Origin of the sequence: Exilibacterium tricleocarpae (assembly GCF_007004655.1) — a bacterium.
Lineage (GTDB): Bacteria > Pseudomonadota > Gammaproteobacteria > Pseudomonadales > Cellvibrionaceae > Exilibacterium > Exilibacterium tricleocarpae.
This window is the reverse complement of the sequence record NZ_ML660109.1, coordinates 52,247-79,026: the sequence shown is the minus strand read 5'-3', so window position 1 is coordinate 79,026 and position 26,780 is coordinate 52,247. Positions and strand designations below refer to the sequence as shown.

The following is a 26,780-nucleotide window of genomic DNA, read 5'->3' as shown; positions in this document are numbered from 1 at the left end:
CGGCGCCTGTCAGGCGATCAGGGCCGCGGTCTTGCGCATCAATCTGTCGCCGAACCCCATGCGCCGATAAAACGCCTCCAGCGCCGCCAGGTCCGGCTCCCGCCACGCCAGTGCGGCCGGGTCGGTGGTCATCGGTACCGCGTCGACAATAGTGGCCAGTTGGCGCGCCATCTCGATCTGCTCCCGGTGTTGCGCCAGCTTCGCGGCCAGCGTGCCGGCACCGCGAATCGGTAATTCCCGCAATTCCAGGTGACGCTTGAACACGGCGTCTATGTTACCGCACGCCTGCAGCAGCGCCCGCGCAGTTTTCGCGCCGATGCCGGGCACGCCGGGAATATCGTCGATACTGTCACCCACCAGCGCCAGATAATCCACCAGTTGCTCGGGCTCGACGCCGAATTTGGCGGTGATATCGGCGCGGTACCAGCGCTCGTCTTTGGCGTAGTCCCAGAGAAAATCCACCTCCCGCCGCAGCAGCTGACCCAGGTCCTTGTCACGGCTGAGGATGGCGACAGGCGCGCGGCGCCGGCGCAGACGCCGCGCCAGGGTGCCGATCAGGTCGTCCGCCTCGTAGGTATCGCTGGCAAATGCCGCGATACCCAGCAGTTGCGTCACTTCGCGGCAGGCATCCAACTGATAGGCCAAAGCCGCATCGGGCAACGCGCGGCTGGCTTTGTAGTCGGGGTATATTTCATTGCGAAAGCAACTGCCCAGACTCTCGTCAAAACAGGCGGCAATAATCTCGGGCCGGTGCCGTTGCAGCAGTTGCAGCAGAAAGGTGGTGTAACCGTAAACAGCGGCAGTGGGATAACCCTCCGCCTCACTGAACCAGTTGTCGGGCAGAGAAAAATAGTAGCGAAAGATATAAATGGACGCATCGATCAGGCAGGCCGGCGGCCTGGGCCGCCCCACCGGTGACGCGGCCGCCATCAGGTCAGCCCCTCGCATTTATAGTGTCCCGCATGCAGCGGATCGAAAGGCTGGTGGCGCTGATAGAAAGCCGCCAGGGCTCCCGTGAAAGCCGCGGCCCGGGCGGGTAAACCGCCCTCGCAGTAAGCCAACACCTGCCGGTAAATGGCGCCCAGAAAGTCCGCGCTGGGGGCCGCGCCCCCGTTCAGGTTGTCAGCGCTGACGCGGAAGCGATAGCCGGCGGCCGTGGCGAAGACCCACTCCAGGGCCTGCGGTTTGACCTCTACCTGCTCGAAGCGGCGCTGCTGCTCGGCTGAGCGCCCGTCGGGCTGATACCAGTAACCGTAGTCCTGCAACAGCCGGCGCTGCGGTCCGGCGATACACCAGTGCGCCACCTCGTGCAGGGCGCTGGCGAAATAGTCGCGGGTAAAGACAATGCGGTGACGCTCTCCCGGCCGCCTGGCCGGCAGATAGACGGGCTCCACACCGTTTTTAACCAGCCGGGTATTGTGGCTGGCGAGAAAATTCCGTTCAAAGACATCGATAAGGTGGTCGCAATGCCAGTGCCGCCGGGTCGGTTCCCCGGCCGGGGCCGTGCCCGGCATCACGGCAGTTCCTCGCCGGCGCAGGCGGTGCGCGCCAGTCGCGCAATATAGGGCTCACTGAGAAAATCCCGCCCGGCCAGCAGGTGCTCCAGGTAGTCACGGGGAGGCCTCAACCCCTCCTCCAGCACCGCCTGGTTGCCGATATACACCCAACCGGGTACGGTGCCGGCGGGGGTTTCGATCGGGAATATATCGCGGCTGTAGGATCGGGGGGCGCTTTCAAAAGGGTCCATCTTGACCATTTCCGCCGGGTCAGTCAGGCGATAAAGCACGCCTTCCACCTCTGCACCCGCCTCGTACACCACATTAGCGTGGGAATTGCCCGGTGCATTTGCCACCCGCATATTGAAGCTGAGGCGCAGATTGGCCAGCCTGCCGGGCTGGATCGACACCACGCCCATACCTCTGGTCGCCATACGGGCCGGGTTCATATTGGAACCATAGGCAAAATAATAGGTGCTCATAGGGATTTTTCGCCGCGTTTATAGGGACAAGTTATAAAAACGCTCACAATTTTAAAACAAAGTGTTGTGCTTTTGGGTGTGAGCATATACCTTATATAGAGGCGGCCCTAAAACACTGCCTTAAAATTGGGTATCAAAAGACTTCGTTGAGTACTCAGATATCGCTATTTTTGAACAGCCTAAAGTCGTACAAGACAGTTGCATAAGACAGTTCCATACAGATAGTTCCATACAGACAGTTCCTTAAGACAATTGCGCAAAAGTCAGCCGCGTAAAACTGTCGGGTAAAAATTGCAACCAAGGCCGTTGAAACCAAAGACAAAGTGACGATGTCTGAGTACTTAGCCGCAGCAAGGAGGTGGTATTATGAAGACCTCAACCCAAACCCACAACAAGGACAATGTGGTCGATCTCTTCACTGGGAAGCCCTACTCGTCGCTCCGCGATACTCGTTTCATTCGACTCGCTCCCGAACTCGACGGCCTGGAAATGCTGTATTCCAACGAGGCCAGCCCCGATAAGTTATTCAGTCTTCGCGTCCTGTGCTGGGGCCTGAGGGCCAATGGCGAGGTGGTGGGACTGGTGCCCTGGCTGGACGATATCGTTGCCTGTCCCGAGATCAAGGACCCGTTAAACGGCCAATGGGAGGGCTACTACGACTCCGGCATTGATGAAGTTTTCTACGATGCGCCTATCCACAAAATCGTCGAGCTGGAAACAGCCGCCGAATACTATGAATACCAATGTGAAAGCCCGAGCGATGTCATTCAGGAAATCCCCGATACTATCGGCACCCACGCAGTATTATCCGACAACGGTTTCCAGAGCCTGACCCTGACCGAGGTGGTGAGCTGGCGCCTGCACTTCGACGGCATGCTTTGCGGTATGCTCGCCGATGAGAAAAAAGTCGAAAGCACACCGGTGCTGCCGGGTGACGATTGCCTGTATCCGGCCCAGAGCCGGGAGGCGTTCCGCTATTTCTTTCAACACCAGATCGCCAATAAAATCAAAGCAGAGGACCCCGAAGCTCTGGCGGCTATCTCGATACTGGTGGAAGAATCCTGAATCGGGGCAAGGCGCCGGCGGTAGAACGAAAGCAACATGTACCTAAAAACCCGGCGACGTAAATGCGGCGAAGTAAACGCGGCGAACTAAGAACTAAGAACTAAGAACTAAAAACTAAAAACTAAAAAAGAGTCTCGATAAACAAAGCCGGCCGGTGTTCCCATCCGCCGGCTTCCCTTTACCTGTGCACCTATCCTTCCAACCTTGGCACCTTCCAACCTTTACGCCTTCCAACCTTTACGCCCTGCAACCGTTGTAACTTTCAACCTTTGCGGATGTAATAGAAATACTTGCGCTCGCGCTCCTCTTGCGCCAGCAACTCATGGCCCAGAAAATCACAAAACTTGGGAATATCGCGGGTGGTGGAGGGGTCGGTAGCGATCACCTCGATAACATCGCCACAAACGGCGTCCCTGACCACATTGTGCAGCATCATAACCGGTTCCGGACACAACAGCCCGGTAGCGTCCAGGGACTTGTCTACTTCCATGCTCATATATAACCAATCGCAGGGGTAACAATATTCGATATTCAAACCAGTTTCGCATTGTGGCTGAATTAATCCGGTAATTCAAAAGCATTGCTACACTACTTATAAGCAGCATATTATTGTCATCTACGGGAGAGAAGGTCAACGCGAGGAAAGCAGCTACCGCCGGCGTGAGCCGACTTGCACCCACCAGTGCATCGGGGGACCCTATTGACACAAGTCGATAAAGAAACAAACCGCAAAAAACCCGAAATCTTCAGCCGGGGGGCACTGGAGCTGACCTTTCGCTTAATGCGCAAGCGGCATCCGGGCCTGGCCCTGGCGGTACAGAATGTACTGGCCGGCAAGCCACTGCCCGGTAGCAATGACGCAGCCACCGATCACTTTCACGTCAGCCTGGAGGCGCGCACCGTCGGCAAGATCGTGGCGGCACTCACCGAAATGGGCCAGCATTCGCTTGAACACAACGGCAGCTCGGCGCAGGGCCGCCGGGTGGTAATCAAAACCCTGATCCACGAATGGATAGCGCTGGCGGAGTGGATTATCATACAGGCCGGCAGGGAGTGTTCGAGCCGCAACTGAACCATCGGCAACCCATGCCCGACAGGGGCGGTCTCGAACGCGGGTGCTGAACGCCGCCGTTGCGAACCACCTGGCAAACCACCCTGGCTATCGCTGCTGGAAGTCATTACTTAAAAGTCACTACTTAAAAGTCACTACTTAAAAGTCACCAATTAAGAGTTAGCCCATGATCCACGTGCTGATTGAACGCCAGATCGCCGACGATATGTTGTCCACTTACGAAGACACCGCACGCAAAACACTACATCTCGCCTACCAGGCCACCGGCTTTGTCAACGGTGAAACCTTCGCCGACCTGCAACACCCCAACCGCCGTTTTGTCCTGTCGAAATGGCGTTCGGTGCAGGACTGGCAGCGCTGGTTTCACAGCGACACCCGGCGCGAGATGATGAATCAACTGAATCCGCTGTTAATGGAGCAGGAAAAAATCACGCTGTTGGAAAACTGATCCCACCGTACCGCCGCCCGCGCTCAGGACATGCCCCCCGGGGCAGCCGTCGCCAGAGTAGCAGCCACGAAGGCTGCTATCGCCTGCGCCGCCGTTTCTATATGGTCCGCCTGCGACAACCCGGACCTGACCCGCGGCCTGAAGTCGTGATCGCCATCCTCCAGCCACTGCAGGCGGATGTGATCGGCCAGCAGACCGCGGTCGCTGTAGTCGCGCACCTCGTCACAGTTGCCGAACGGATCGCGGCTGCCCTGCACGATCAACGCCGGTGTGTGCAACCCGGCCAGGTGTTCGGTGCGCAACCGTTGCGGTTGGCGCGGCGGGTGAAACGGATAACCGAGACAGACCAGCCCGGCCACCGCCAGTTCGTCGGCAACCATACTGGCCATGCGCCCGCCCAGCGACTTGCCGCCGACAAACAGCGGTGGCCCCGGGCGCAGCGCCTGCACGACCCGGCGCCAATCCCTCAGCAAGGTGTCGGCGCGGTCCGGCGGCCGCCGTTTACCGCCGCGGCGCCGTTGTGCCATGTACGGGAATTCAAAGCGGATAACCGCCACACCCCGCCGCGTCACAGCCTCGGCAATGGCGTTCATAAAGTCGCTTTCCATGCCGGCGCCGGCGCCGTGGGCCAGCACCAGGCGGGCATCCAGCACCGGCGCCGCCGCGGCGGTCAGCAAAAAATCGCCGCCGTCGCAGTCACGGTGTTGAGCTTGCGGTTGTATCCCATCACTCATGACGTAATTCGCTTTACCAACTGTTCTATTTCTGCTTTATTAGGCACGCAGGTGCTGGAGCAAGCTCTCGAGAGATAATAAATTGACGCTGAATTTAATCGACGCTGAAGTATAGTGCAATACAGAACATTTAACATGGGTGGAACCGGCCGACACTGGCTGCGGCTGTGCATCTGGCTGGGCGCGTTGTGCTGCTGGGCGAGTGGCGCCCACGCCGGCGACGCCCAACTGACCCTGTACCCGGAAGAACCCGAATACACCGTTTACAGCAACTTCACCAACGCCCATGTCGTGCACGACCCCAACCATCAATGGCGGATGGAGGATTTTGTCAGCGGCGAGCGCAATTATCGCGAGCTGCTGCAGCAACCGCACAGCACCATCACCGCCATGGGCGGCACCTACTGGCTGGTGCTCGAGGTCGACAACCGGCATCCGCGGGCAGACTGGCGGCTCAACTTCCAACACGGTCGCACCGACTTGATCGAAGTGTTGGCGCTGCCCGAGGCTGCAGCCCGAACAACGACCCGGGAAACGAACAGAAACGCACAACCCAAGGTTGCCCGCGCCGGCATGCAAAGTTCGCCACAAGAGCGTGAGATTGCCGGTCTCGGTTACACCATCGCCGTGCACCTGCCGCCCAACGAGACCACCGTGTTGCTGATTCGACTGGACTCCTATCTCTACGAAGGCGGCATCTACATCTATCTCGAAGAGGCGGCCTACAACCTCGACCAGCGCTTCGACTACCAGATTTTCGTCGTCGCACTGCTCGGACTCATGCTCGGCATGGCCGTATACAACCTGTTTATTTTTCTCGTAACCCGCGATATTACCTACTTCTGGTACACCTGGGTGGCGGGCCTGATGGCCCTGACCTGGGCCAGTTACTACGGGCTGTTGTGGTCTCAGTTCGGCTGGTCGGACCCCTACCGTTACATCACCACCTTTTCGCAGATAGGCGTCCTCATTTTTACGCTGCTGTTTGTCAACAGTTTTCTCAATATACGCAGTATTTCCAAAGGGTTCTATTATGCGTTCTGGGCCTGCGGCGTGTATCTTATCGCCATTGCCGTGGGCGCCTTCTTCTTCCACCCCGCCTACATCTTCCTGGCCTTCTGGTTTATCCTGCTGCCCGGCACGCTGATGATGCTCATTGTCTCTACCGTCTGTATCATCAAGGGCTACCGTGCAGCGCGCTTTCTTATCGGCGGCCAGGCGCTGGTGGCAGTGGGCACCTTCCAGACCGGACTGGCCATTTTCGGGGTAATGCCGTACAACGATCCGGTGCCCCACCATTTCACCGCCATGAGTGCCGGAGAAATGGTGCTGCTGTCTATGGCCCTGGCCGATCGCATCAACCAACTGCGCGACGAAAAACGGGTTGCCGAGGAGGCCAATCGGCTCAAGTCCGGCTTCCTGGCGCTGATGAGCCACGAAATCCGCACGCCGTTGAACGGCCTCCTGTCAATGATCAAACTGATCGCCAGGAGTGATTTGAGCGAGCGCCAGCGCAGTTACGTAAAAGCGCTGGACTACTCCGGCAACGCCCTGATGTCGATGCTCAACAGCCTGCTCGACTACTCAAAACTGGAAGCCAGGAATATCGAGTTGGAGGCGATCGCCTTCGACCCGCGCTCAGTGCTCGAAAGTATCGTGATCCTGATGTCGGCGCGCGCCTCCGAGAAGGGCCTGATCCTGTCGAGCAAAATCGAAAAGCAGTTGCCGCCCCAGGTCATTGGCGACCCCAATCGCCTGCGCCAGGTACTGCTCAACCTGATCGGCAATGGGATCAAGTTCACCAACCGCGGCGTGGTCAATCTGTACGCAAAAGAAATTCATCGCACCGGGACCACGGTGACCATTCGCTTTGAGGTCGAGGATTCCGGCATCGGCATCGATAAGGAGGACCAGGCCAAGGTCTTCGATATGTTTACCCAGGCCGACGCTTCCATTACCCGCCGTTTCGGCGGCACCGGACTGGGGTTGAGCATCTGCCGGCGACTGGTGGAGTTGATGGGCGGCGAACTGGCGCTCGACAGCGAGGTGGGGGTCGGCAGCAATTTTCACTTTACGCTGCAATTACCCTACAGCCTCGAGCCGGTTATCGAGACCAAAGCCGACCGGCAAGCCGGCGCCATAACCGCCCGCTCGCTGCGCGTGCTGCTGGTGGACGATATCGAACTGAACCGGGTGGCGGCAGCCGGTTTGTTGGAGCACGAAGGCCATAAGGTCACCCTGGCCGAAAGCGCCCGGCAGGCGCTGGAAAAACTGCAGCGCCACAGCTTTGATATCGTGTTGATGGACATCCATATGCCGGATATGGACGGTGTGCTCGCCACCCAGCATATCCGCCAGTTCAAAGACCCGGTGAAAGCCGGTATTCCCGTGATCGCCCTCACCGCCAATGCCAATGTGCAACAGCGCCGGGAGTATATCGAGGCGGGTATCGACGATGTGGTGTCCAAACCCCTGGACGTCGACGAACTGCTGGCATCCATTGCCAGACTGACAGTCACGGAGAACAAATTGACGGCCAACAACTAAGGCTTTGAAAGATAAAGATTTTCACCCAAAACGGGTTTTGGTGTCCTTAGCTGACACGGTCTCGATCCGGGACCTCAGTGCAACCGAAGTGAAAATAGTTTCCTGTCAAAGCACTAGCTGTCTGTAACCTGTGCCCAGTCCCCCGCTTCCCAGTCGCGACGCGGCATCAGGTTGACGGTCTCGCTGGCCGCATCGTAAACAACCACGACTTCACCCGACGCCAACTGACTCGCTACCTGTTCGACCTTGGCGGCCAGTGTCATCTCCTCGCTGCCGTAATCGGTGCCCTCGCGGGTAATAAATTCTTCGATTAAGCCGCGCAGAGCTGCGGGGGATATCTGCTCGTGGGGGACTATCATGGCGGTTTCTCAATTCGAGAGTCGGTAACCGGTAGCACTCACTTCACGCGTCTTCCCTATGGCGGTGCTTAAGCGAAGAAGCGCCAATTGACCGTCTGCCTCGGTATTCTTAGTCAAGATCGGCAGAAATAGAGTGAAAGCTGACAAATTGGTGCAAATCCTAACCTAATAAGTACCGCCATAAAGCAGGCGCCTCAAGCAAGTGCGATTAGCGCCAGTAACTATTTATCATCTTATCATCGGCTATCGACGTCCGCCGGTCTGCGAAACTTGAGCGTCATGCGATCACTCTCGCCGATCGCCAGATACTTGTCGCGATCGGTCTCCCCCAGGCGCAGGGAGGGCGGCAGCGTCCACACACCCTGGGGGTGCTGGGCGCTGTCGCGGGGGTTGGCATTGACTTCACTTTTGGCCTCCAACACAAAGCCGGCCGCCTCCGCCCGGGCAATCACATAAGCTTCGGTAACGTAGCCGCTGGCACCCATCGCGGCTTTGTCGGTACCGGGGCGGGCGCGATGCTCCACGACACCGAGTACTCCGCCGGGCTTGAGCAACGCAAAAAACTCGTCGAAAGCACGCTGATCATAGCCCGCCTTCATCCAATTATGTACGTTGCGAAAGGTCAGCACCCTGTCGACCTTGCCCGCCGGTCCAGCACTGACCCCACTCGGCGGATGAAACTCCGTCACCACCACTTTGTCGTAAAGGGCCGGCGCAGCGGCCAGCTTCTGCGCGTAGTTTTTGCGCACCCGCTGAAAATAGCCGACCTCGGTCTCGACCGGGAAATGGGCCGCATAGAAGGTGCCGTTTTCACGCAGCAGAGGCGCCAGAATCTCCGAGTACCAGCCGCCGCCCGGCCATATCTCCACCACACTCATATCCGGGGCCACACCGAAAAACGCTAAGGTGGCAGCGGGATTGCGGTACTCGTCACGCTGGGCGTAAGCCGCGGTGCGATGCTCGCCCTCGACCGCTGACTTATAGTTGGTGACCTCGACCTCGGCCCGCAGCGCCGACGCCCAGCACAACAGCGCCAGCACGACGACAAAAGATACACTTTTCATTGCCAGTTCCCCTCTCCAAAATAACCCCATGCTCCAAAATAACCCCATGCTCCAAAATAACCCCATGCTCCAAAATAAGCCTGCATGTTTGACCCACCCGCCACTAACAGGTTCCGATTGTAAAGAATAACGGGCGGCGCCGGTAGTGAGGTGTGCAGTGAGTCTATATACTGCGATGAAAAGCGGCTGCTACTGGATTCCCACATGATGACGAAAGATTTGGTGTTAACCGTAATCAGTGACGACAAGCCCGGCGTTGTCGAGACCCTGGCCCAAACCATCGCCGCCCACGGCGGCAACTGGTCGGAGAGCCAACTGTCCCACCTGGCCGGTAAGTTTGCCGGCATCCTGCGCGTCAGCGCCAGCGAGGAAAACGTGGCGCAGTTGCGTCGGGCACTCGATGATTTGCAGACACAGTCTATTAAAGTGGTCGCCGAACCTGCCGGTACCAGCGCCGGCCGGCCGCCGTGCCGGCACTATACCTTCACTGCGCTGGGCAACGACCGGCCGGGAATCGTGCGCGAAATCGCCCAGGCGCTGAGCAGTCGCCAGATCAATATGGAGCACCTGAGTACGGAGTACTCCAGTATGCCCTGGTCCGGCGAGCCGCTGTTTTCCGCCACCGGCAGCCTGCAGGTGCCCACCAGCGTCGATATCGACGATCTCACCGAACAACTGGACACCATCGCCGACGAGTTGGCGATCGATATTGCCCTGGAGGAACCGCAACACGCGCAGGAGCCAAGCCGGGAGCACAACTAGCGGCGGTTAGCGGTCGGTCGCCAAGCTAGGCCACCAGATCGCGCAGCAACAGCCCAACCCCGTAGGCCAGTGCGGCGGCAATGCCGCCGACAACTGCAGTCTCCAGCCCTGAGCGATACCAGGGGTGATTGACAAAGCGGCCTTTCAGAGCGCCGACACAGAAAAAGGCAATCCCGGTCAACCCCGCGCTCCAGAAAAAGGGATGGGCAAAGGTCCCGGGCACCCGCCAGTTGACCAGGAATGTCAGCAGCGGCAGGGCACCGATGCTGAAAAAGGCCACAAAGGTGGTGACTGCCGCCCGCAGCGCGGCTTGCGGTTGCAGGCTGAGGCCGTGCTCCTCCTGCAACATCGTGTCGACCCAGCGCTCGCGGTCGGCGGTGATAATCGTCACCGCCTCCTCCAACTGCCGGCCACTGAACCCCTTGCGGGCAAAGATTTGGCGAATCTCCTCCCGCTCCCCCTCCGGGTGGTGGCTGATTTCCCAGTGCTCCTCGGCGCGGGTCTTGTCCCGCAACTGCCCCTCGGCCCGGGTGGCAAGGTAGTTACTCACCGCCATGCTGAAACCGTCCGCCAGCAGGTTGGCGAGGCCGAGAATGATAATCACTGCCGCGGCCAGACCCGCCCCCGCGACCCCGGATACCACCGCAAATGTGGTGATAGCGCCGTCGATAGCACCGTAGACGAAATCTTTCAGGTAACTCGGATTCGGTCCCAGCGCCAGGCGCTCGGAGATAGCCTCCGGGCTGTGATCCCGGATTGGTGTCGATGTCGGCATAGTCTTCTCCCTCGCCACCACAAGGGTGCACCCGGTGGCGGCGGACTGCAAGACCTGCTGCCCGCCACCGCCAACGGCTGTAACCTCGGGGCCGTAGTCCGGAACTGCCCCCTGAATTTGTGGGCAAGACAGAAGCAGCCCCTAGCCAGAGTAATCCATGGCAAGGCAGGCCCCGGTCTCTGCTAGCCGAATTTCCCCACGACTCATATGGCTATCGCGCGCCTGTTACCCACTGCTGCAATGACATATCCTCAGGCGAACATCCTCACTGTTCAATCAACAAACGCTTTAAAACCGCACACTTACCGGTAGACACCGCGAGGCAATACCTGTATTTAGTATCCCGGCAGGAATCGCTAACCTTTTAACACTCGCAGACCACACGTTCAGACCCTGGAATGATAAACGTTGTACTTTTTCAACCGGAAATCCCCCCAAACACCGGCAATATTATCCGCCTGGCCGCCAACACCGGCTGTGACCTGCACCTGATCGAGCCCCTGGGCTTCGTTCTGGACGATAAACGCCTGCGCCGCGCCGGCCTCGACTACGGTGAATGGAAAGATATCCGCCTGCACAAAAGCTGGCAGGCGTTTCTCGACCAGCAGGGCCCGGGAACGGTCTACGCTATCAGCACCAAAGGCACCCGCCACTATACCGACGTCGATTTCCGCCCCGGTGATTACCTGGTGTTCGGTCCGGAAACCCGTGGCCTGCCCGCCGCCATCCGCCAACAACTGCCGCCGCCGCAGGTGCTGCGCATCCCTATGCAGCCGCACAGCCGCAGCATGAATCTTTCCAACGCCGCCGCCGTGATCGTCTACGAGGCCTGGCGGCAACTGCAATTCGACGGAGCCGTATAAAACATGACGCGAGCACCCATCGGGCTGTTTTACGGCAGCTCGACCTGTTATACCGAAATGGCGGCGGAAAAAATCCAGCGCTGTATCGGCGCCGATAAAGTCGACCTTTTCAACATCGCCGACGAACCCATTATCAGCGCGGCGTTTTACGAGCGCCTGATCTTCGGCATTCCCACCTGGGACTACGGCGAACTGCAGGAAGACTGGGAGGATATCTGGGACGATATCGATACGGTGGACTTCAGCGGCCGGCGCGTCGCCCTGTTCGGCCTCGGCGACCAGATCGGCTACCCGGAGTGGTTTCTCGACGCGATGGGGTATCTGCACAGTAAAATCGAGCACCGGGGCGCAAAGATGGTGGGCTACTGGCCTGTTGCCGGCTTCGAGTTCGAAGCGTCAAAAGCGCTGACGGCAGCCGGCGACAGGTTCGTCGGCCTGGCCCTGGACGAGGAGAACGAGTTCGATAAGACCGACACACGTATCGAGCAGTGGTGCCGGCAAGTGCTGGAGGAATTTGGTTGAGCGACCCCAGCGCCAGGATAACATGGGACGCCGCCGGCCAGCCCGTCTCCGCCGATTTCGACGATGTCTACTTTTCCCGCGCCGACGGCCTGGCCGAGACGCGCCACGTCTTCCTGCACCACAACCACCTGGCCCGGCGCTGGCGCGACCTGCCGGCCGAGAAAAACGGCAGCTTCACCATCGCCGAGACCGGCTTCGGCACCGGCCTGAACTTCCTCGCAGCCTGGATGCTGTGGCAGCAGGCCGCACCGCCATCGTGGCAACTGCATTTTATTTCAGTGGAAAAATTCCCCCTCGCCGACGTCGACCTGAGCCGCGCACTGCACCTCTGGCCATCGCTGCAACCCCTTGCGGAACAATTGCTGGCCGCCTATCCGCCGGCGCCGACCCGCGGCTTTCACCGCCGCCACTTTGGCCCCGTGACACTGACATTGATCATCGACGATGCGGCGGCGGGACTGGCCGAACTGCTGGCCGCTGATCACCGCGCTGTTGAACAGCCTGCGGCACCGGTCGATGCCTGGCTGCTGGACGGTTTTGCACCGGCAAAAAACCCGCAGATGTGGTCGCCGGCACTGTTCGACCTCATCGGCAGGCTCAGCGCACCGGGCACCACCGCCGCGACATTTACCGCAGCAGGCGTGGTAAAACGTGGTTTGCAGGATGCCGGTTTCGATATTGAAAAGGTCGCCGGTTTCGGGCGCAAGCGCGATATGCTGCGCGCCCGCTTCCGGGCGCGGGCGCTGCCGATACCTGAGCAGCCGGCCGCCGCCGGCAAAGCCCCCCCGGGCATGGCCTGGCCCGTCGTCCACAGCCGCGACCGGGTCGCGGCCGCGGCCCGCAGCGCCCTGGTTATCGGCGGCGGCCTGGCCGGCTGCCACAGCGCCCGCGCACTGGCCCGACGCGGCTGGCAGGTGACATTACTGGAGCAATATCCGCACCTTGCCGGCGGCGCTTCCGGCAATCCCCAGGGCGTGCTCTATGCCAAGCTGTCGCACACCCGCGAGACTTTCAGCGAGTTCAACCTCAGCGCTCTGTTGTATGCCCAGGCTTTCTACCAGCCGCTTTGGCAAAACCACGGCGATCTCGGCCGCCAGTGCGGTGTCCTGCAACTCGCCTACAGCGAGACCGTCGAGCATCAGCACCGGGCCCTGGCCCACAGATTCGGCGAGTACCGGCGGTTTTTACGCCGCTTGCCGGCAGAGGCGGCCAGCACCCTGGCGGGCACCCTGCTCAACTGTCCCGGCCTCTACTTTCCCGCCGCCGGCTGGCTGAAGCCGGCGGCGGTGTGCCGGCAATTGGCGGCGCACCCCAAGATAACCGTGCTCACCGATTGCCGGGTGGAGAGCCTGCAACGATCCGGCGAGCACTGGGTGGCGCTGGATCGCGGCGGGCATGAAAAGGCACGCGCCGCGGTCGCCGTTATCGCCAGCGCCCACCACGGACGCCAGTTCGACCAAACCCGCTACCTGCCGCTGCGGGCCATTCGCGGCCAGGTCAGCTACCTGCCGGCGACCGCCGGCACCGAGACGCTGGCCACGGTGCTGTGCGGAAAAGGTTATATCGCGCCGGCCGCCGGCGGCCAGCACTGCCTGGGCGCTACCTTTGATTTAAGGGAGGCAACCGCCGACCTGCGCCCGGCAGATCACCGCCGGAACCTCGACAACTTCGCCGCGGTGGCGCCTGCATTACACGCCGCCGGGATGGCCCGGGAGCCGCATACCCTGGCCGGCCGGGTCGGTTTCCGCTGCGCTACGCCGGACTACCTGCCGGTGGTGGGGCCGGTGCCGCGGCTGGCGGATTTTCTCGATCTCTATGCGCCCCTGCGCCGCAATGCCCGCGCCGACATCGCCGCCCCCGGGCGCTACTGGCCGGGGCTCTACGTCAACCTCGGACACGGTTCGCGCGGCCTGTGTTATACGCCGATCAGCGCCGAGCTGCTGGCCGGTCTGATTACCGCACAGCCGGCACCGTTGCCCCGCCCGGTGCGGCAGGCGCTGCATCCCGCCCGATTTATCATCAGGGACCTAATTCGCAACAAAATCTGAGGTTGGGACTACACTTACCCATAGGGTAGCAGCCAGGAGACTGAGCCAATGTTGTTGAACGCGGGGCGGCGACGCCATGAACCACGGGTAGGGGTGGACCAGGTCCACAACTATTACGAGCATCTGGTGCTGGAAGAAATCACCCTCACCAACGAGCGATCCCGAACCGATCTGGACTTTCTCGCCGATGTCGCCTGTGTCGCCCTCAACCGACTGCCGCCGCGCTATGTACGCCACGATGTCGACCTGACGTTCTTTATGTCTCCGCTGGAGCTGCAGAACATGCAGGAGAAAATCCAGAGCGCCGTCAAGCAGGCTATCGACTACGTCGTCAGCCGCGATAGACAAAAAGTCGCCGACGATGAGGAGCAAGCCTAGTCCACGACGCGCTCCACCGACCTGCGCCACTTCCCGCGGCACGGTGCGGGGACGTAACTTCAGTTGCGTCCCCCTCGAAGGGAACCACCCCACGCTCAACCTGCACCACTTCCCGCGGCACGGTGCGGGGAACCACCCCACCCTCAAATTGCACTGCTTTCACCGGCACGGTATGCCAGGTGACATCTGTCACTCCCTCTAACGTCGCTGGAAAGATAAAGAACACCGCAGTACACCGGACGGGTGCCTCTAGGAGAGGGAGTGGCACCATTCTAGGGGGACGCAACTGAAGTTACGTCCCCGCACCGTGCCACCGGAGGAGGTGCCACCGGAAGAGGCACCGTTGCCAATATACACAGCCCTTACCCTTACCCTGGCCCGAATAGCACTTTTTTACCCTACGTAATACCATTCGATTCAAACCAGAAATTGCCACAGGATTCACTATGGCGAGAGGCTTTCCACTGCTTGGCGTCTGGCTGGGCTGCTGTCTGTGCGCCGCCGCCGCGCCGCCGCTGTCCTATACCGTTATCGACAGTCAGGCCCAGAACCCCGGGCTCTTTACCCAGGGGCTGGAGATTGCCGGCGATCGGCTCTATGCCAGCAGCGGTCTGTACGGTAAATCATGGATAGCAGCCTATAAGCTCGAGTCCGGCACCGTCGTGCGAACCCAGCGACTGCCGCGCTCTTTGTTTGCCGAAGGTCTCACGCTGCTGCAGAACCGACTCTACCTGCTGACCTGGAAAGCCGGTCGGACCCTGGTTTTCGATCCCGACGACTTCACGGTGTTAAACACCTTCCACTACACCGGCGAGGGGTGGGGACTCACCCACGACGGCACTCACCTGATTATGAGCAACGGCAGCGAGCAACTGGTGTGGCGCGATCCGGCCACTTTCGAACCGGTGCGCCGGCTGCGGATTCTGCACGGCGAACGCCCCCGCCATCAGCTCAACGAGTTGGAATACGCCGATGGTTTTATCTGGGCCAATGTCTGGCAACAGGACACAATCTTGAAAATTCATCCCACCGACGGCCAGGTGGTGGCGGAGGCGGACCTGTCGCGCCTGCGGCGCAAAACGGTAACCCCGGACCACAACAACGTGCTCAACGGCATCGCCTACGACCCGCAACGACAGGCATTTTGGGTCACCGGGAAACTCTGGCCGAAGCGCTACCTGGTGCAGTTTACCGAGCGAGCACCGGCCGCCAATCCACCCCGGCAGCCACCGGCGGCACTCAAACCTGACTGAAGGCCAGTTTGCATACCCGGTTGCGGCCGTCGCGCTTGGCGGCGTACATCGCCTTGTCCGCCTGTGACAACAGTTGTTTGCCCAGGTGCTCGAGGTCCGCCGCCCGTTCGCCGAGCGGGCGCCAGGTCGACATACCGACCGATACGGTCACGGAGATATGCCGGTGATCGTCGGTGAGGACTTCCATCTCGGCGACCGCTGCGCGAATGCGCTCGGCGATCTGCTCGGCCTGCGCCGCCTGACAGCGCGGCAATACGCTGACAAACTCCTCACCGCCGTAGCGGGTCAACAGGTCGGTCTTGCGCAGTTGCTTGTGCACCGCCTGCGCCACCCGTTTCAAACACAGGTCGCCAACCTGGTGACCGTAGTTATCGTTGATTTTCTTAAAATGATCGATATCGACAAACATGCACGTCAGCGGATCGCCGCCGCGTTCCGCGCGCTCCAGTTCCTTGGCAAATTCCAGGGTAAAACTGCGGCGGTTTTTAACCTGCGTCAGCATATCCACCTGCCCCTGGCGGCGCAGGTGCTCGCGGCCGATACAGTTTTCGAGACACAGGGCCACAATGGAGGCCAGGTGAAAAACAAAATCCGCCGCCTTGTCGGCGCTGAACCGGTTGCTGGACAGGCTGCCGAAGTGCAGTCCGCCGATAAAACGCCCGCGGCGCACCAGCGGCAGACAGGCGGCGCTGCCGAGACGATCCAGCCCCGGAAACAAGCGCGAGGCGGCCAGCACATCGAGACTACCCAGTTTCACCGCAGGCGGGCGGGGATACATGACATTGAAAAAATCCTCGCTGTTACGCAATTGCAGATTGTTGTCAAAGGGGGGGATCTCCAGTTTGCTCAGCAGATCGCGCAGGCTGTAATCGCGATCGAGCAGCACCAGGCTCACGGCGTCCAACTCGAAATAGTGTCTGGCATCGACCAGCAGGTGCTGCAGTAACTCCTGCAGACCGGTGCACGCCAGCAACTGGAACTCGAAATCGTGATAATGCTGCTGAATTTTATGGTTTTCTTCAATTCGCGCCAGCAGATTATTGACCGTGCTCTGCAAACGCCGATTCTCGCGCTCTAAATCCATCATGTGACTATTATTACCATGACATATTACCGCTACCAACCCATTTTCGGGTCCGCCAACCTACCTTACCCAACTGACGCTCAATACCACTCGGTGGCGTCTATCATTTAATAGCACAGGATTGACTGCCCCACCATACCAGTCGCGGGCCCGGCGCCGGCAAAGCGCTGGGCGGCACCTGAAAACCGCGCCAAACTACAGTAGAATAGCGCCGTTTTTAAGCCCCTGAGATTTAGGCCATGACCACCGAACTGCTGTCCCCCGCCGGCACCTTGAAGAGTATGCGCTACGCCTTCGCCTACGGCGCCGATGCCGTTTACGCGGGCCAGCCGCGCTACAGCCTGCGGGTGCGCAACAACGAATTCAACAAACTGGAAAACCTGGCGGCCGCTATCGAGGAGGCCCACCGCGACGCCCGGCAATTCTACCTGGCCAGCAACCTCTCCCCCCACAACGACAAGGTGCGCACCTATCTGCGGGACCTGGCGCCGGTGATCGAGATGGGGCCCGATGCCCTGATCATGTCGGACCCGGGGCTGATCATGCTGGTGCGCGAGACCTGGCCGGAGATGCCGGTGCACCTGTCGGTACAGGCCAATGCCGTCAACTACGCCACGGTCAGGTTCTGGCACCGGCAGGGCATATCGCGGGTGATACTGTCGCGGGAACTGTCGCTCGACGAAATCGAGGAAATCCGCCAGCAGTGCCCGGAGATGGAATTGGAGGTGTTTGTCCACGGCGCCCTTTGCATCGCCTATTCCGGCCGCTGCCTGTTGTCGGGTTATATGACCCACCGGGACTCCAACCAGGGCGCCTGTACCAACTCCTGCCGCTGGCAGTACAACGCCCACGCCGCCAGGGAGACCGAAACCGGCGACCTGATTGCCGTGGACGCACCGCAAACCTGGGAGCCGCCGGCGCCGGTACTGTTGCAGGAGCAAAGCCGGCCCGGCGAGTATATGCCCGCCTATGAAGACGAGCACGGCACTTACATTATGAACTCCAAGGACTTGCGCGCCGTGCAGCACGTTGAGCGGCTGGTGCGGATGGGCATCCATTCACTGAAAATCGAAGGTCGCACCAAGTCTCACTACTACGCCGCCCGCACCGCTCAGGTCTATCGCCGGGCCATCGACGACGCCCTCGCGGGGCAGCCGTTCGACCGCCGCCTGCTGGGCCAACTCGAACACCTGGCCAACCGCGGCTACACCGAGGGGTTTTATCGTCGCCATGTGCCGAGCGAGTTCCAAAACTATGAGAAAGGCGTCTCGAACAACCTGCAACAACAGTTTGTCGGTGAGATAATCGGTTGCGACCCGGCCCGCGGCACCCTGGCAGTGGAGGTGAAAAACCGCTTCGAGCAGGGTAATGAGTTGGAGCTGATTACCCCGGCGGGCAATCTGCCACTGCGGGTGGAACATATGGAAAACAACCGCGGTCAGGCCATCGAGGTCGCCCCGGGCTCCGGTCACCGGGTCACACTGCCACTGCCGGACGGGGTTACGCTGGGCGGCGATGGCGGCTATGCCATGCTGATCAGGCATTTCTGATGGGGCGCTTTCGCTCTGTCGTCGTCCTCACCGGCGCCGGTATCTCGGCCGAGTCGGGTATCCGGACCTTTCGCGCCAACGACGGTCTGTGGGAAAACCACCGGGTGGAGGACGTCGCCACCCCCGCGGCGTTTGCACGCGACCCCGCCCTGGTGCACCGCTTCTACAATGCCCGCCGCCAACACCTGCTGGGGGATATTCAACCCAACGCCGGACACCGGGCACTGGCCGAGTTCGAGCGGGCGTTTCCCGGCAACTTCACCCTCATCACCCAAAATATCGACAACCTGCACCAACGGGCCGGCAGCCAAAACGTACTCGCCATGCACGGCGAGCTGCTCAAAGTGCGCTGTGCCGCCAGTGGCCGGCTCTACCCGTGCCGGGAAGATATCGACAGCGCCCGCGCCTGCCCCTGCTGTAACCGGCCCGGCCTGCTGCGCCCCCATGTGGTCTGGTTCGGTGAGATGCCGCTGTTTATGCAGGAAATCGAGGCGGCGTTGAGCAACTGCGACCTGTTCGTGGCCATTGGCACCTCCGGCAACGTCTATCCCGCCGCCGGTTTTTTCCAACTGGCGAGCGCCTGCGGCGCGCATACGGTCGAACTGAACCTGGAGCCCTCGCTGAGCGGCTCGCAATTCGACCGGCAGGATTACGGCCCGGCCACCGAAGTGGTGCCGGCGTTTTTTGCCTCGCTGCCATAAACCGGGGCGGGAAACTGCCGACAGACCGCTGGCAACAGGCGCCGGAGGCACTTAAAGCGGGTTCTGCGGGACGCTTTTTTTGCGCGGCAGATGAACGATAAATTCTGTACCCTCGCCGAGTTCGCTGACTACCTCGATAGTGCCGCCGTGGAGCTGCACCCAGCGCCGGCTCAGGGCCAGCCCCAGCCCACTGGACGCCCCTGCCCGGGTCATCGGCGCTTCGATGTTGGTATGGCTCTCGAACAGATAGGGCTGTTGCTCCGGGGCAATACCGCAGCCGCTGTCGCGCACGCTAACCGCCACTCCCTCGCCGCTGCCAAAACGGGAGCTGGAGCCACAGGTAACCACCACACCCCCGCTATCGGTATATTTCACCGCATTGCTGAGCAGGTTGTCGAACACCTGCCTGAGTCGACCCGCATCGGCCTCAATCACCATATCGGCCGGGCACTGGTTGCGCAGGTATAGTCCGGCTGCCTGGGCCTGCGCCTCAACCCGCGCCAGCGCCTGCATCACCAGCCGGGTCAATTCCACGCTGCCGTAATTCAACACGACACCGCCCGACTCAGCCCTGGCAATCGCTATCAGGTCGTTAATAAAATTCAGCAAAATTAGACCGTTGCGGTGAATGCTGACCAGGGCCATATCGGTTTTTTGCGGGTCGACCTCAGTCCCGGCCTCCAATTTTTGCACCAGTCTGCGGCTGAAGCCGATAATCGCATTGAGGGGGGTGCGCAATTCGTGACTCATACTGGCAAGAAATTCACTTCTGCTGCGATTGGCGGCCTGGGCCTCCTCCTGGGCCCGGATACGGGCGGCGATTTCCTCATTGTTGCGCTCGATGATACCCAACAGGGCCGACTCCGACTGCTGTACCTGGCGCAGGTAACTGAGTGTAATGAGTATAATCGTAACTAATTGAACAACCTGCTGTAATCGATCCTGACTATGACGAAACCGGATCGGCGTCATGTCTTCCAGTGGCCCGGCCAGGTTCTCCAGCGCCAGCAGCGCGACAATCGCCAGCACTGTCGCTACCCCCCAGTGCAAGCAGGCCCGGGCCCCGAGCATCAGCCCGGCCAGCATCGGCACAATATAGAACCAGCCGGCCACCACCCGGCCAATCCCGCCGCTGCTGTAGGCCCCCAGGCAAATGGCGACGAAGACACCGCTCAAAACGAGGTGTGCGGCCAATGCCGGACCTGTGCGCCGGCGCAACATCCAGAGACCGGCCCCGGCCGTCAAGGTGCAGTATCCCAGCGACAGCATGCGCGGCAGGATGTCCCACTGCCAGGCCCGCCAGAGAAAAATCAGGCTCGCCACACAGACAATCGCCGCGCAGGTATTGACCGTGCGGTACTGTCTCAAGGCCACAGGCGAAACGGCTTGAGGGTCCAACCCGGCATTGAGAAAGTCGGCCAGTGTGGCTTGCAGTCGCGCATGCATAAAGTTGATATCTGTACCTGTGATAACCCGTGAAGACTCTGAGTTTCAGTGTAGACGCGATCCGGCTTTGCGGTCGACCGGCACTGCGCAAACGGGCAATTCCGCGCTTGTTTGATCTGTATCAAGCCTCCCGCAGAGCCCCGGACTTACTCTTTAGCCGCCTACTGGGATTTCATAACAAGATAGCTTCGAATCGGGATAATCTCGAACCGCGATCATCCGGAGCCGAGCTACTCCAGAACCAAGATAATCCAGAACCCGAGATACTCCAAAACCCAAGATACTCCGGAAACCATGTCAGCAGCTTTTGAAAGTCATGCCACCCGAGCAGCCAGCGGCAGCTACCCCTCCCCCGCGCTGCTGAACCAGTCCCCCTGGCCGACGCCCCGGGCCGCCGACAGCGACCGTTCACTGAATATCGCGCCGCTGGCGATCTGTATCAATATTCCACTGCAAGCGCGCGGCGCTGAACTCCCCCCGGCACTGGCGGGCGCTCTGGGCCGGGAAATTGCCAGCCAACCCCACAACCTCCGCCAGCGGCCGGTCAGTCAGCTTATGTGGCGCAACCCGTTCAATGACTTCGGCCTCGGCGACCTGACCGCCACCATGCATCAGCTCGGCAGCCATTTCCGCCTGCTGCCGGGTGACAGCCATGAATATTGCGCCGAGGTCGATATCTTTCAGACCACAGAGGAACAGGTTGCCCTGTTGAAGGGGTTGGGGTTTAACCAGTTGTTGGTCACCCTGCCCCCGGCGGCGCTGTCCTCGAAGCTGGACGATGTCGCTCCCGTGTTGACCCAGCGCATACGGGCGCTGCGGGACTACGGCTTTGCCAGTATTGGAATAAAACTCGTCTATGGCTTCCACGCGCAAAAACCCCACCAGTTGCGCCACCTCATCGACACCATCATTCACCTGCAATTCGAACGGGTCTATCTATGCGACGCGCTGGAAGACTACCACTGGGACCCTCTGGCCACTGCCTGCGCCAACAGCAGCGAGCTGCAGGATCACTTTACGCTGCTGTTTAACGCCCTGCGCAACAACGGTTACCGGGTGCTCGGCAACGATTGCTTCGTGCTGCCGAAAGATCAACTCGCGGTGGCGCAGCGCCACTATCGCCTGCGCCGCACACTACTGAACTACAACGCCAGCAATGCCGCCGATTTACTGGGCTTGGGCCCCGGTGCCTATGGTCAATTGGGCAGAACTTATCAGCGCAACGAACCGGACCCGCAAACCTACTGCCACAAGGTCGGCAACGGCGAATCGCCGGTGATCGGGAGCTACTCACTGGACGAGCAAGGGCAGCTGTTACGACTGGTTATCGACCAGTTACTTTGCTACCATCGCCTGGATATCACGTATATGGAGTCGCGCTACAAACTGCATTTAATGCCGCTGCTACGCCAATCCATCCGGCGGCTGGCGAGCGAGTTGAGCAGCGGTTCTCACGCTCTGGTGCAATTTAAAGATCGCGCCTGTATGCACCTACCTCCTATAGGCATACTGCATCTACGGGCAATTTGTGATGCGCTCGTTATGGAGGGATTGCTGGACCAACACAAGACTACAAGCACAGACACCAGTGAACGTTATACAAAACAGTAACGCCCGAAAAATATTTCCTGAGACCTGCGCCCGTTTTTTGACGGGCCTATTGCTAACGGCAAATACCAATCAGTAACAAGGGAAGTACCATGCCACAGTTAAAAGAGACCGCTCGTGTAACTATGGATAAATTCGCGTCAGACACCCGCTGCCACACTAATCCACAGGTTTCCTGCGGTAATTGCCGACTGAATTCGATCTGCCTGCCGATCAGCCTGCACATCGATGACATCGACAAGCTGGACGATATTATCCAGCGCAGCCGCCCGCTGCAAAAAGGCGACTACCTCTATCGGGCCAACGATGAATTTGTCTCAGTGTTTGCCGTGCGCTCCGGCACGGTCAAAGCGATCAACATTACCAACGACGGCCAGGAACAGGTAACCGGTTTTTATCTGCCCGGCGAAATCGTCGGTATGGACGGGCTGGCGACCAACCGCCACACCAACTCAGCCATCGCCCTGGAGACCACAGCGGTGTGCGAGATTCCGTTTACCCGGCTGGAAGAACTGAGCATTAAAATCCCAAGTCTGCAGCGCCACTTTTTTCAGTTGATGAGCAAAGAGATCACGTCCGATCAGCAGTTGATTACGCTGTTGAGCAAAAACAGCGCCGAAGAGCGGGTCGCCGCACTGTTGGTGAGTATTTCAAGTCGCAACCAGCGCCGCCAGTTATCCTCTACTGCCTTTCGATTGCCCATGTCCCGCGCCGATATCGGCAACTATCTCGGCCTCACGGTGGAGACGGTGAGCCGGGTGTTGAGCCGCTTTCAGAAACAGGGCGTGCTGACAGTCGATAAGAAAGAAATCGAAATCGTCGAACTCGGCAAACTGCAGGCAGTAGCCAACCCGATCGGGTTTTAAACTGCCCGCGCCATGGAAACCCAAGCCGCTTTCACCGCAGTCATTCAACAGATTGATCAGGCCAACCAGCAAGACCCCAACACCGAACTGCACCAGGGCCGAGACGTGCCCCGGGAGCTCCTGTATTCGCAGCGCATGACCGCCCGGCTGGCCACCTTCGCACCCGAGGCATCAGACCTGGTGCGCATCGCAGTGCACGCGCAACATATTCAGCGATGGAAAATTCCGAGGCAGGATTACCCGCTCGGTCGTGCCGGCTACAAGCGCTGGCGCACCGACCTGGCCCGATTTCATGCCGCCACTACGGGGGATATCATGGCGGCCGCCGGTTACGATACCGACGCCATCGAACAGGTTAAAACGCTGCTGCAAAAAAAGCAGTTAAAACGCAACGCGCAAGTGCAGTTATTGGAAGATGTTGTGTGCCTGGTTTTCCTCGAACACTATTTAGCGGATTTTGCGAAAAAACACAGCCCGGAAAAGCTGGTGGATATCATCAAAAAAACCTGGCACAAGATGTCGGAACGAGGCCATCAGGCGGCTCTGCAACTTCCCTTGTCGGCACATCTGTCAGCACTCATCGACAAAGCCCTGGCCTGATCAGCAGACTATATAACCTAATACAAGCCGCTGGAAAAAAACTATTCCGGGCTGCACTATAGGTACCGACTCCTGCCGGCGCGACCCGTGTCAAACCAGGACTCATCACCCATAGAGACCAAGTGTCCTCTAACTTTTGGCAAAAAAAATTGCGACAAAACTAGACTAATTTGCTATAGAAACAACCCTTCAGCACTAAACGCAATATAAGTCGGGAACACTTATTACAAGAAATTGCAACCCCTGACGCAAACTGTCGATCCGCCCGCCACCTGCCACACCCTGGCCTTAGGGCCTTGATTTATAGGTTTTTTCCTTGCGCCGGTTACCTGCGGTCGCAGTTAAGGGCGCACGTGAGCAGGCCCGCGCCGGACTGATGACCCACGGCTTACACCACGTGGGACCTACGCAAACCTCGTTTCGCCCGGCGGGGCACCCCTTGACACCTAATGTGAATATCCATTAAATCGAGACTGAAATGTGTGACGAACTACACACAGCAGACAATAAAAAAGGCGGGCGACCATGAAAAAGATTATATGCCTTTTCTTCTTATTCGGATTGACACCACAGGCTCTGTCCTGTGACGAGGAGTGCCGAAAACAGTTGGCTGAGGCCAAGTACAGTGTAGATTTTCCCGGCTACCTGACACGCAAGTACTGCAACGATATCGCCGGCGAGTTCATGACCACCTCGATGAAAAGCCTGCAGAGTTACAGGTTCAAACACCTGGAGAGTAAACATCGCGGTGGCATGCGCAATACCGGTCGCTTTATCGAGCAGCGCAAGGAGTGGTTGGCGGAATGTGATCAATATCTCAAATATACGGATTACGGCAGGCTGTTCAAAGATGCGGAAACCACGGACAGGATTTTTGCCGCGATGACATCGGTGAGCGTGGAACTTGCTTCACTGGTGGAAGGTGCGACCTATACCGACGAAGCCGGCGATGCGTCGACTCAGGTGGCAGCGGAAAAATTTGATCTGCTGTTTAAGCTGGTCGACAATCACAAAACCCTGCTGCAAATCAGAGGACAATTCGTTACCCGCCACTAGCTTGGTTATTGTGGTACTGATGTAACACCAAGCTAAGGCTAAGCCTGTTCTCTCTTTTTCAGCGAGAGAACCGGTCGCTTGGGTTTGTTGGCGGGAGGAACATAGGCCGGCTTCTTGGGGGCGGCGGGTTTGGTCTTTACCGCCGCTGCTGCTTTGGCAATCGCCTCCATCCCGTGGCGCAACAGGCGCGCTTGATCGACACCGTTCAACGTCGGGGGAAAGCGACCCGGGCTGACGCTTGACGGGTCTTTGGGGTTACCTTCGATTTGAATCGTGAAGCCACTTTCGTGGCTGGCGCTCAAGGCTGAAAGATCAACTTTCCAGGCGGTAAAATCCATAAGTTCGTCTATCTGTGACTGATGTCATACAACACGGCTATTACACCATAAACTGTAATCGTGCACTAACACTTATTGCCTATCACTACCTATATTATTTTCCGGGAGCAACAGGTTTAATAAATCCGGATCATCGAAATGACGCCGGCCGATAAACGCGGTGGCGTGGGTACCGATGATGCGCATGGCGCCGGGGCTGGCGACCCCCATGGGCCAGAACAGCCAGCGCTCTGCGCGCCGCGATGCCGGCACCAGACCGTTCTCGGCAAACAGACTGCGCCGCCCGCCCTCGGGTAGCGGCAAGGCCCGCAGTTCATTGTAAGGCATCGCCTGTAATACCCGGGCCGATTCATGTACGCGCCGGTGGTTTTCGACCGCCAGTAACAGGTGCGTATTGGCCTGCAGCGTCAGGGTCAGCGGGCGGGTAAAATCGATATGCCCACTGGCGCCAATAAACATCGGCTCCCGGTACAGGCGATTGGCAACTTCCGCGCGGTAAGCCGGTGCGGGATAAAGTTGATACCAACAACCGCAGTTGTGGATACTGTCTGCCGCCAGCACCTGCCCCGAAGGCAACAAATGCACGCGCCAGATCAAACCATCGAGCCGCCCCGCCAGCAAATCAAAACGCCCATTCGGCTCGCGCCCGGAAAACCAGACACTGTAATTGAGTTGCACGGTCACCTCGCCATGGTAGCGGCCAAAGGTTACAAATGTATAAACTTTCGGCCGATCCGGGTTCAGGCCTATGCCGCCGTCAGCGCCCCAGAAAAGCTCGCCGATACGGTCGTTGTCGTCGCGCGCCTCCACCTGCCAGGCCGGCGCCCAGGCGGCCAGCAACCGTTGCCGGTCAGCGGGACTGAGCCGCGGGATACCCAAACTGTCTCTGGCTGCACGGCGCAGGCGCGTCACTGCCTCTGACACCGGGCCGCCCGGCGCCGGTGCATAGCGGTTGAATGGCTGCTGCCGCGACGCGCCGGCACTGCGATAGTGCGCCTGTTCCAGACTTTGGATATGACGGTGCTCGTTGACCACGCCGCGCCGAAACGGCAGCGCGGAAAGCGGATACAGGCCGAGCCACCGTTTCCAGACCTGGTAGCGATCGGCGGGACGGGCGCGCGCCACGACCGCGGCAACCGGTGCCGGCCGTCGACTGAGATCGGCAACCAACAGGGCCCCGCAAGACCGCAAGCGGTCGTCGAGTTCGCCGGCAGATGCAGGCAACCCCGCCTGCGACAGCGACTGCCGCGGCAGTTGCAGCGATTCCAATAACAGGCCTTCGACGGCGAGTTGATTCAAATGCTGCAGCCATTGCTCCACCTGCCGGTAATCGGCAGTGTCCAGCTGCGGGGCAAAGCTGCCGAGAAAACGAGAGCTGCGCAGGTAAGGAAAGCCGGCCAGCCGATGGAAGGCGGCATCGCGCACACCGGCAAGCTCCACCTGTCGACTCAGCGTCTGGTAAACCCCGGCACACTCGCGCAGGGCCGGATCGCGAAACGCAACCTCGGGCGTGGATACACAACCGTGCAGCCAGCACACCAACACCAGCAGCCAAAGACAGCGGCGCCTGCTACCCGCTGCGGCAACAGCGCTCAATTTCATGCTGCTTATCATCAGCCCCATACTGTTTATCATCAACCTCACGCTACCTGTTACAAGCCCA

28 protein-coding genes are annotated in these 26,780 nt (G+C 59.6%); 16 read left to right on the top strand and 12 right to left on the bottom strand.

Translation table 11 applies throughout. The annotated features are described in order from the left end of the window. Positions 1–9: 9 nt before the first annotated feature. The 3 genes from FKG94_RS24970 to FKG94_RS24960 are packed head-to-tail and all read right to left on the bottom strand — an operon-like array spanning position 10 to position 1,978. The gene (locus FKG94_RS24970) at positions 10–948 is read right to left on the bottom strand and encodes a 5'-3' exonuclease (protein ID WP_142929681.1); all 939 of its coding nucleotides are present in this window, start codon (positions 946–948) and stop codon (positions 10–12) included. Continuing rightward, positions 930–1,514: an elongation factor P hydroxylase gene (locus FKG94_RS24965; RefSeq protein WP_142929680.1), complete on the bottom strand. Its 585-nt coding sequence runs from the start codon at positions 1,512–1,514 to the stop codon at positions 930–932. Before FKG94_RS24965 ends, FKG94_RS24970 begins: the two co-directional genes overlap by 19 nt. After that, on the bottom strand, positions 1,514–1,978 hold the full coding sequence (locus FKG94_RS24960) for a gamma-glutamylcyclotransferase family protein (protein WP_142929679.1): 465 nt from the start codon (positions 1,976–1,978) through the stop codon (positions 1,514–1,516). The genes FKG94_RS24965 and FKG94_RS24960 overlap by 1 nt, the downstream gene beginning before the upstream one ends. A 366-nt stretch (positions 1,979–2,344) precedes the next feature. On the opposite strand from FKG94_RS24960, the gene FKG94_RS24955 reads away from it, so the two are divergent. Continuing rightward, complete coding sequence (locus tag FKG94_RS24955) at positions 2,345–3,043, top strand: hypothetical protein (RefSeq protein WP_142929678.1); 699 nt, start codon at positions 2,345–2,347, stop codon at positions 3,041–3,043. 262 nt (positions 3,044–3,305) lie between these two features. Here the strand turns inward: FKG94_RS24955 and tusA are convergent, their stop codons facing one another. Next, a complete protein-coding gene (gene tusA / locus FKG94_RS24950; protein ID WP_142929677.1) occupies positions 3,306–3,539 on the bottom strand; it encodes a sulfurtransferase TusA in 234 nt (77 codons plus the stop codon). Between the two features lie 204 nt (positions 3,540–3,743). Between tusA and FKG94_RS24945 the strand changes: the two genes are divergently transcribed. Together FKG94_RS24945 and FKG94_RS24940 are read left to right on the top strand one after the other, a co-directional pair. Next, entirely contained in the window at positions 3,744–4,115 is a 372-nt protein-coding gene (locus FKG94_RS24945; protein WP_142929676.1) for a hypothetical protein, read from the top strand. A 166-nt stretch (positions 4,116–4,281) separates the two neighbouring features. After that, positions 4,282–4,563 carry an antibiotic biosynthesis monooxygenase family protein gene (locus FKG94_RS24940; RefSeq protein WP_142929675.1) on the top strand — a complete coding sequence of 94 codons (282 nt, stop codon included), beginning with the start codon at positions 4,282–4,284 and terminating at the stop codon, positions 4,561–4,563. A 23-nt stretch (positions 4,564–4,586) separates the two neighbouring features. Here FKG94_RS24940 and FKG94_RS24935 read toward each other — a convergent pair whose 3' ends face one another. Beyond that, the gene (locus FKG94_RS24935) at positions 4,587–5,297 is read right to left on the bottom strand and encodes an alpha/beta family hydrolase (RefSeq protein WP_142929674.1); all 711 of its coding nucleotides are present in this window, start codon (positions 5,295–5,297) and stop codon (positions 4,587–4,589) included. A gap of 135 nt (positions 5,298–5,432) precedes the next feature. Between FKG94_RS24935 and FKG94_RS24930 the strand changes: the two genes are divergently transcribed. After that, positions 5,433–7,844, top strand: coding sequence for a 7TM diverse intracellular signaling domain-containing protein (locus FKG94_RS24930; protein ID WP_142929673.1), 2,412 nt, complete (start codon positions 5,433–5,435; stop codon positions 7,842–7,844). 113 nt (positions 7,845–7,957) lie between these two features. On the opposite strand, the gene FKG94_RS24925 is transcribed toward FKG94_RS24930, so the two are convergent. Together FKG94_RS24925 and FKG94_RS24920 are read right to left on the bottom strand one after the other, a co-directional pair. Continuing rightward, positions 7,958–8,203 carry a YheU family protein gene (locus tag FKG94_RS24925; protein WP_142929672.1) on the bottom strand — a complete coding sequence of 82 codons (246 nt, stop codon included), beginning with the start codon at positions 8,201–8,203 and terminating at the stop codon, positions 7,958–7,960. Between the two features lie 236 nt (positions 8,204–8,439). Continuing rightward, a complete protein-coding gene (locus FKG94_RS24920) occupies positions 8,440–9,267 on the bottom strand; it encodes a class I SAM-dependent methyltransferase (protein ID WP_142929671.1) in 828 nt (275 codons plus the stop codon). Between the two features lie 204 nt (positions 9,268–9,471). Here FKG94_RS24920 and FKG94_RS24915 point away from each other — a divergent pair, with 204 nt between their 5' ends. After that, the gene (locus FKG94_RS24915; protein ID WP_246125389.1) at positions 9,472–10,029 is read left to right on the top strand and encodes a glycine cleavage system transcriptional repressor; all 558 of its coding nucleotides are present in this window, start codon (positions 9,472–9,474) and stop codon (positions 10,027–10,029) included. A gap of 25 nt (positions 10,030–10,054) precedes the next feature. On the opposite strand, the gene FKG94_RS24910 is transcribed toward FKG94_RS24915, so the two are convergent. After that, positions 10,055–10,804 (bottom strand): VIT1/CCC1 transporter family protein, encoded by a 750-nt coding sequence (locus tag FKG94_RS24910; protein ID WP_142929670.1) that lies wholly within the window; start codon positions 10,802–10,804, stop codon positions 10,055–10,057. A 398-nt stretch (positions 10,805–11,202) separates the two neighbouring features. Here FKG94_RS24910 and trmL point away from each other — a divergent pair, with 398 nt between their 5' ends. From trmL to FKG94_RS24890, 5 genes are all read left to right on the top strand, one after another. Next, positions 11,203–11,667, top strand: coding sequence for a tRNA (uridine(34)/cytosine(34)/5-carboxymethylaminomethyluridine(34)-2'-O)-methyltransferase TrmL (gene trmL, locus FKG94_RS28840; RefSeq protein ID WP_179957811.1), 465 nt, complete (start codon positions 11,203–11,205; stop codon positions 11,665–11,667). A gap of 3 nt (positions 11,668–11,670) precedes the next feature. Beyond that, entirely contained in the window at positions 11,671–12,189 is a 519-nt protein-coding gene (fldB, locus tag FKG94_RS28835; RefSeq protein WP_179957810.1) for a flavodoxin FldB, read from the top strand. Beyond that, positions 12,186–14,237: a bifunctional tRNA (5-methylaminomethyl-2-thiouridine)(34)-methyltransferase MnmC2/FAD-dependent 5-carboxymethylaminomethyl-2-thiouridine(34) oxidoreductase MnmC1 gene (mnmC, locus tag FKG94_RS24900; protein ID WP_142929669.1), complete on the top strand. Its 2,052-nt coding sequence runs from the start codon at positions 12,186–12,188 to the stop codon at positions 14,235–14,237. The genes fldB and mnmC overlap by 4 nt, the downstream gene beginning before the upstream one ends. Positions 14,238–14,285: 48 nt before the next feature. Continuing rightward, positions 14,286–14,615, top strand: coding sequence for a late competence development ComFB family protein (locus FKG94_RS24895; protein ID WP_142929668.1), 330 nt, complete (start codon positions 14,286–14,288; stop codon positions 14,613–14,615). A gap of 446 nt (positions 14,616–15,061) precedes the next feature. Further along, complete coding sequence (locus FKG94_RS24890) at positions 15,062–15,868, top strand: glutaminyl-peptide cyclotransferase (RefSeq protein WP_142929667.1); 807 nt, start codon at positions 15,062–15,064, stop codon at positions 15,866–15,868. Here FKG94_RS24890 and FKG94_RS24885 read toward each other — a convergent pair. Further along, a complete protein-coding gene (locus tag FKG94_RS24885; RefSeq protein ID WP_142929666.1) occupies positions 15,855–16,955 on the bottom strand; it encodes a sensor domain-containing diguanylate cyclase in 1,101 nt (366 codons plus the stop codon). The genes FKG94_RS24890 and FKG94_RS24885 overlap by 14 nt on opposite strands. A gap of 236 nt (positions 16,956–17,191) precedes the next feature. On the opposite strand from FKG94_RS24885, the gene trhP reads away from it, so the two are divergent. Together trhP and cobB are read left to right on the top strand one after the other, a co-directional pair. After that, a complete protein-coding gene (trhP, locus tag FKG94_RS24880; protein WP_142929665.1) occupies positions 17,192–18,502 on the top strand; it encodes a prephenate-dependent tRNA uridine(34) hydroxylase TrhP in 1,311 nt (436 codons plus the stop codon). After that, positions 18,502–19,203 carry a Sir2 family NAD+-dependent deacetylase gene (cobB, locus tag FKG94_RS24875; RefSeq protein WP_142929664.1) on the top strand — a complete coding sequence of 234 codons (702 nt, stop codon included), beginning with the start codon at positions 18,502–18,504 and terminating at the stop codon, positions 19,201–19,203. Before trhP ends, cobB begins: the two co-directional genes overlap by 1 nt. 51 nt (positions 19,204–19,254) lie before the next feature. On the opposite strand, the gene FKG94_RS24870 is transcribed toward cobB, so the two are convergent. Beyond that, positions 19,255–20,649 (bottom strand): sensor histidine kinase, encoded by a 1,395-nt coding sequence (locus tag FKG94_RS24870; RefSeq protein WP_142929663.1) that lies wholly within the window; start codon positions 20,647–20,649, stop codon positions 19,255–19,257. A 294-nt stretch (positions 20,650–20,943) separates the two neighbouring features. On the opposite strand from FKG94_RS24870, the gene FKG94_RS24865 reads away from it, so the two are divergent. From FKG94_RS24865 to FKG94_RS24850, 4 genes are all read left to right on the top strand, one after another. Then, positions 20,944–22,260 carry an oxygen-independent coproporphyrinogen III oxidase gene (locus FKG94_RS24865; protein WP_142929662.1) on the top strand — a complete coding sequence of 439 codons (1,317 nt, stop codon included), beginning with the start codon at positions 20,944–20,946 and terminating at the stop codon, positions 22,258–22,260. A gap of 122 nt (positions 22,261–22,382) precedes the next feature. After that, positions 22,383–23,123 (top strand): fumarate/nitrate reduction transcriptional regulator Fnr, encoded by a 741-nt coding sequence (gene fnr, locus FKG94_RS24860; RefSeq protein WP_142929661.1) that lies wholly within the window; start codon positions 22,383–22,385, stop codon positions 23,121–23,123. A 12-nt stretch (positions 23,124–23,135) separates the two neighbouring features. Further along, positions 23,136–23,723 (top strand): DUF4202 domain-containing protein, encoded by a 588-nt coding sequence (locus FKG94_RS24855; RefSeq protein ID WP_142929660.1) that lies wholly within the window; start codon positions 23,136–23,138, stop codon positions 23,721–23,723. A 525-nt stretch (positions 23,724–24,248) separates the two neighbouring features. After that, positions 24,249–24,779, top strand: coding sequence for a hypothetical protein (locus FKG94_RS24850; RefSeq protein WP_142929659.1), 531 nt, complete (start codon positions 24,249–24,251; stop codon positions 24,777–24,779). A 38-nt stretch (positions 24,780–24,817) separates the two neighbouring features. Here the strand turns inward: FKG94_RS24850 and FKG94_RS24845 are convergent, their stop codons facing one another. Together FKG94_RS24845 and FKG94_RS24840 are read right to left on the bottom strand one after the other, a co-directional pair. Next, on the bottom strand, positions 24,818–25,117 hold the full coding sequence (locus tag FKG94_RS24845; protein ID WP_142929658.1) for a hypothetical protein: 300 nt from the start codon (positions 25,115–25,117) through the stop codon (positions 24,818–24,820). Positions 25,118–25,189: 72 nt separating this feature from the next. Further along, positions 25,190–26,719, bottom strand: coding sequence for a hypothetical protein (locus tag FKG94_RS24840; protein ID WP_142929657.1), 1,530 nt, complete (start codon positions 26,717–26,719; stop codon positions 25,190–25,192). Positions 26,720–26,780: the final 61 nt, after the last annotated feature.